The sequence below is a fragment of the Microcoleus sp. MOSTC5 genome (assembly GCF_036701825.1).
In the GTDB taxonomy this organism is placed as follows: domain Bacteria; phylum Cyanobacteriota; class Cyanobacteriia; order Cyanobacteriales; family Microcoleaceae; genus Microcoleus; species Microcoleus asticus.
Genome location: NZ_JAUBRK010000138.1, coordinates 1 through 4,796 on the forward strand (window position 1 = coordinate 1; position 4,796 = coordinate 4,796).

Sequence of the window (4,796 nt, forward strand, 5' to 3'; positions counted from 1 at the left end):
AATTATGAGTTAGCTCTAGGGGATGAAATTTAAAACCTCTAATTATAACATAAATCTTTTTTGCAAGAGGTCTAATTAATATCCCACCATTATCGGAGCAAACAGCCATGTCAGACGACTTTTCCTTAGACGAGCTTTTAAATAGAAGTTACTACGCCTTCAAAGATGCAGAAAACCAAGTGGGACAGTGCAATGTTTTAGTCATCGGCAAAACCGGTGTCGGCAAAAGTACCCTGATAAATTCCGTTTTTCGCCAACGCTTAGCAGAAACCGGAGTCGGCCGCCCCATCACTCAAGGCATTCGCCAATATACCAAACCTAATTGCCCGATTACAGTCTACGATACTCCCGGACTCGAACTCAACGCCGAACAAATTAAAATTATTCAATTAAACGTTGCTAAACTGATTGAAGACCAAAGACTCCTGCACCCTAAAGAACACATTCACGTCATCTGGTACTGCATCAATCACAGCGCCAATAGAATAGAATCTGTGGAGGAAAGCTGGCTAAAAGAAATGGAAGTCAAAGATGTACCAGTGATTTTAGTGCTGACTCAGACTACATCTAAAAAGCCGAGCGAGTTTTTCAAGCAACTGGAACACATGAATTTGCCAGTCAGTCAAATTATCCCCGTCATGGCTGAACCGGAAGAAATAGATGAGGATTATACAGTAAAATCTCACGGTTTAGATAAGTTGGTCGATGCAACTTTTCAACTACTGCCCGAAGTAGCTAAAAAAGCTTTTGTTAAAGAACAAATTGCAAACATTGCGCTCAAATCCGATATGGCATTTAAGTATCTAAGTGCTTATGTTGCAGGTTCTGCCATTGTCGGTGCCACTCCTGTACCGTTTGCTGATGCGCCGATTTTGATGACGATGCAAACGGCAATGATTGCTAATATTACTGTAATTTTTGGAATGCCCTTTGATAAGGGGTTTATTTCGGCGATGCTGTCTGCTATTAGCGGCACAGGCGGGGTGACTGCTGTTGGCAGAAGTATTGTGACTAATTTGATTAAAATGATTCCGGGTGCTGGTACGGTTGTGGGCGGTGCTATCTCCGGTGCAACGGCAGCAGCTCTCACGCTTGCCCTCGGTTTGGCTTACATTGAAGTGCTTAAAGCTTATATGAAAGCTCAAATTAATGGGGAAGAACTTTCTTTGCAGCAGTTAACCAAGATGTTTGTGGAAATGTACAAAGATTATGCTAGTTCTGGGCGTAAAACTTTGAAGGATGAGCAACAGAATCAACCTAAACCTCCCAATCAAATTAATATTGAGTAAATTGGGCATGGGGCATAGGGCATAGGGCATAGGGCATAGGTTATTTGTTAGTTCCAATTCCCAATTCCCCATTACCAATTGATTGCTACAATATCAGTGAATTCTGCAAAAGGGAGTAAATAGCTATGGTAATGGCTGCCGTTTTATCAGAAAATGTTTCTATAGAAGATTTCATGGCTAATCCCCCCGAGTGCATGGAATGGGTGGACGGGCAAATCGCGGAGAAAAATGGCATGACAGTAAAACACAGTCGAATCCAATCTAGACTAGATCGTTCTTGGGGAAATTACAAAGATTCTAGCGGACAAGGCGGCGAAGTTTATGTCGAAGTTCCTTGTCGTACTGACAGGCGAGTGCGCCGTGCTGATGTAGCTTATCTGACTCCTGAACTTGTGGCTCAATTTGGCGATGTTTCTACTTTGCCTCAAAGTCCGCCGTTAATTGCTGAAATAGTTTCTCCTATTGATAGTGCGGAAGAGATTTTTCTTAAAGCACAAGAGTATTTAGATTCGGGTTGTCTGGAAGTTTGGATAGTTTTTCCAGAAAGTCGCTGGATATTGATCGTGACTCAAACTCAAAAGTTAAGCTTTAACCAGGGTTCTACCGTCAGCACTCAGTTAGTGCTGACGGGTTTTAGTGTTGCTGTTGAGGAGTTGTTGGCTTAAAGGCAAAAATTAGTTACGTATAAGTGCTTTCTGGCAGAGTTCGCCCGCGATCCTTGTGATAATTTGTGAAACAGTCCTTGACAAAATGCCGATCGCCCCAGGCAATTAATAAAAATTTTTAGCAATAAAAAATGCAGTTGTAAATTTGCACAAAATCACCAACAGCGGTACAATACTCATTGCTTTGTTTGCAAATCTATCGTAAATTCCAATTGGGAATTAAAACGAATAATTGAAATATGTCTAAGACTTACACTGTTGAATTGATCCACCAAGGCTCTACCTATACGGTTGAAGTGCCGGAAGATAAACAAATTCTCCAGGCGGCAAACGCTGCGGGCATCGATCTGCCGAACTCTTGCAATGCGGGGGTTTGTACTACTTGCGCTGCTAAAGTTATTGAGGGTGAAGTTGAGCAAGTTGATTGCATGGGCGTCAGTCCCGAACTTCAGGCAGAAGGTTATGTGTTGCTGTGCATTGCTTATCCCCGATCGAACTTGAAGATAGAAACCGAAAAAGAAGACATTGTGTACGATCGCCAGTTCGGTAAATCCTAGGACTAAGCTAAAATTTACCTAAGTACCGATCTCCGTAAAACCACTATGGATCGCCCGATGACTACCCATTTCATTTCCGCAGAAGTTGACCTCCACGATACCGCCGAAGAATTGCACTCGGCTATTGAAATTGAACTGCAAAAGCACGGGGAACCCCTGCGGTGGGCAGTCACAGACGTGGATGTCGATCGGCAAAAGGCTGTGGTAGAAGGCTACGTGCTCGTGGAAGCATCCCCCGTAACAGTGTGAACCGGCGCCCTTTAACAGTGGTTTTGATAGTCCCCACAGGGGTTGGAGCCTCGATGGGTGGGTTTGCAGGAGATGCGCTGCCCGTTGCTAGGGCGATCGCCCAAATTTCAGATACCCTGATCACTCACCCCAACGTCCTCAACGGTGCTCAACTTTATTGGCCGATACCTAACGCTCTCTACGTTGAAGGTTACGCCCTTGACAAATTTGCGGCAGGATGCTGGGGCTTACAACAGGTACATCAAAATCGCATCGGCTTAATCCTAGATTCCGCGATCGAACCAGACTTGCAGTTGCGGCACTTGCAAGCCGTTGATGCTGCTAGAGCCACATTAGGTTTGAATATAACGGATTGTGTTTTAACCGATCGCCCCCTGCAAGTAGAATTGCGTATTTCCGAATCAGGGGCATCCTGGGGGACGATCGGCAATCCAGACAGTTTATTGCGCGCTGCAGAAAAATTGATCGAACAAGCAAGAGTAGAGGCGATCGCAGTTGTAGCCAGATTTCCCGACGATGAAGGCAGCCTTGCCCTCGAAAACTACCGCCGCGGCAAAGGAGTTGACCCCCTCGCGGGCGCGGAAGCTGTCATCAGCCACCTCATCGTCAGGACGTTTAAAATCCCCTGCGCCCACGCCCCCGCGTTGTCTGCGCTTCCCCTCGATCCGCACCTGTCCCCGCGATCGGCTGCTGAGGAAATCGGCTATACTTTCCTACCTTGCGTGCTTGCCGGCCTCAGCAAAGCTCCTCAATTTGTCACTCCTACTGTGGGACAGGCATCTTGCCTGTCGCAGGTATTGGGCGGGCATCTTGCCCGCACGCAGGTATTGGGCGGGCAAGATGCCCGCCCCACAAGAGAGAAATTCTATGCAAACAGGCGAGATTTCCAGTCCCAGGATTTGTGGGCCGATCGAGTCGATGCGGTAGTGATACCCGCCACAGCCTGCGGCGGCAGTGCTATTCTGAGTTTGAGCGGGCGATCGTCGGTACAAATCATCGCTGTCGGCGACAACAAAACCCAGATGCAGGCGACTCCTGAAAAACTCGGAATCAAAGCTTTGCAGGTAAACTCATATTTAGAGGCGCTCGGAGTTTTGGTCGCTTTGCGAGCGGGCATTAGTCCAGTTTCCTTGGGTGCAGACATCTCCTCCCTGCGTTGTTTGTCTGACTCAACAAAACAAATCTAAAATCTCAAACCTCAAATCTAAAAGTGATTAAGTGGCAGAAAAACTTCCCGGAAATCCTGAAATTGAACCCTTGACGCGCACCCAAGTTTTAGTAGCAATGGGCGTGACAGCAATTATGTTGCTGGCGGTAGCTAAATTGTGGTTGCTATTTGGATCGGTATCGCTTTTGCCAGTCAAATTGATAGGAATGGACTTGCTCAAAGGATGTGCGCTGGGACTGGCAATTACAGGCGGCAGTGCGATCGTTTATCACCTCTGGCCGGGTTATCGCCGGAGTGCAGACGTTTACTTGGAAGTAGTGCTCAAACCTTTGTTTTGGCCTGATTTAATTTGGCTGGGACTGCTGCCGGGACTTAGCGAAGAATTGCTATTTCGAGGGGTGATGCTGTCTGCTTTGGGATTGAATGTTACCAGTTTAGTTTTATCGAGTTTTTGTTTCGGAATTCTGCACTTGGGAGGCATGGATCAGTGGCCTTATGCTGTTTGGGCAACTGCTGTCGGATTGCTGTTGGGTTACAGCGTTTTAGCTACTGGAAATTTGTTAGTGCCAATTACGGCTCATATCTGCACGAATTTGATTTCTAGCTGTGTTTGGAAATGGGAAAATCATGCGGTGAAGCGGTAGGATAGATGGATATCGACCATAAACCGGGCGATTGAAATCGCTAACAAGGCGATCGCACGAGGAGAAGTCCGATCGTTTTTTCGCTTGGCTGCAAGATAATGGTGACGTATTTGCCTGACAAATAGCAGGTTTAGGCTTTGTTTGGACCTGGGGGGGTGACAAAGAGGTCTACGAGATAGACTGTATAAGAGTTGCTGCCCGCATACCTTGTTGATAAAAGCGCC

The 4,796-nt window shown here is 46.4% G+C and carries 6 protein-coding genes; all 6 read left to right on the forward strand.

Translation table 11 applies throughout. The annotated features are described in order from the left end of the window. Positions 1 to 107: 107 nt before the first annotated feature. The 6 genes from QUA54_RS33715 to QUA54_RS33740 all read left to right on the forward strand — a co-directional run bounded on the left by QUA54_RS33715 (position 108) and on the right by QUA54_RS33740 (position 4,572). Complete coding sequence (locus tag QUA54_RS33715; protein ID WP_333419322.1) at positions 108 to 1,289, forward strand: GTPase; 1,182 nt, start codon at positions 108 to 110, stop codon at positions 1,287 to 1,289. A 125-nt stretch (positions 1,290 to 1,414) separates the two neighbouring features. Continuing rightward, complete coding sequence (locus tag QUA54_RS33720; RefSeq protein WP_333419324.1) at positions 1,415 to 1,954, forward strand: Uma2 family endonuclease; 540 nt, start codon at positions 1,415 to 1,417, stop codon at positions 1,952 to 1,954. A 239-nt stretch (positions 1,955 to 2,193) separates the two neighbouring features. Continuing rightward, positions 2,194 to 2,511 carry a 2Fe-2S iron-sulfur cluster-binding protein gene (locus QUA54_RS33725; RefSeq protein WP_006631117.1) on the forward strand — a complete coding sequence of 106 codons (318 nt, stop codon included), beginning with the start codon at positions 2,194 to 2,196 and terminating at the stop codon, positions 2,509 to 2,511. A 57-nt stretch (positions 2,512 to 2,568) separates the two neighbouring features. Continuing rightward, positions 2,569 to 2,760 carry a hypothetical protein gene (locus QUA54_RS33730; RefSeq protein ID WP_172184567.1) on the forward strand — a complete coding sequence of 64 codons (192 nt, stop codon included), beginning with the start codon at positions 2,569 to 2,571 and terminating at the stop codon, positions 2,758 to 2,760. Then, positions 2,757 to 3,947 carry a DUF3326 domain-containing protein gene (locus QUA54_RS33735; protein WP_333419326.1) on the forward strand — a complete coding sequence of 397 codons (1,191 nt, stop codon included), beginning with the start codon at positions 2,757 to 2,759 and terminating at the stop codon, positions 3,945 to 3,947. Before QUA54_RS33730 ends, QUA54_RS33735 begins: the two co-directional genes overlap by 4 nt. A 31-nt stretch (positions 3,948 to 3,978) precedes the next feature. Further along, entirely contained in the window at positions 3,979 to 4,572 is a 594-nt protein-coding gene (locus tag QUA54_RS33740; RefSeq protein WP_172184571.1) for a CPBP family glutamic-type intramembrane protease, read from the forward strand. The last annotated feature ends 224 nt before the right edge of the window (positions 4,573 to 4,796 follow it).

Excerpts from the sequence above, each read along its gene's own strand:
- QUA54_RS33715 (WP_333419322.1), top strand. The coding sequence starts at position 108 with ATGTCAGACGACTTTTCCTTAGACGAGCTTTTAAATAGAAGTTACTAC.
- QUA54_RS33720 (WP_333419324.1), top strand. The coding sequence starts at position 1,415 with ATGGTAATGGCTGCCGTTTTATCAGAAAATGTTTCTATAGAAGATTTC.
- QUA54_RS33725 (WP_006631117.1), top strand. The coding sequence starts at position 2,194 with ATGTCTAAGACTTACACTGTTGAATTGATCCACCAAGGCTCTACCTAT.
- QUA54_RS33730 (WP_172184567.1), top strand. The coding sequence starts at position 2,569 with ATGACTACCCATTTCATTTCCGCAGAAGTTGACCTCCACGATACCGCC.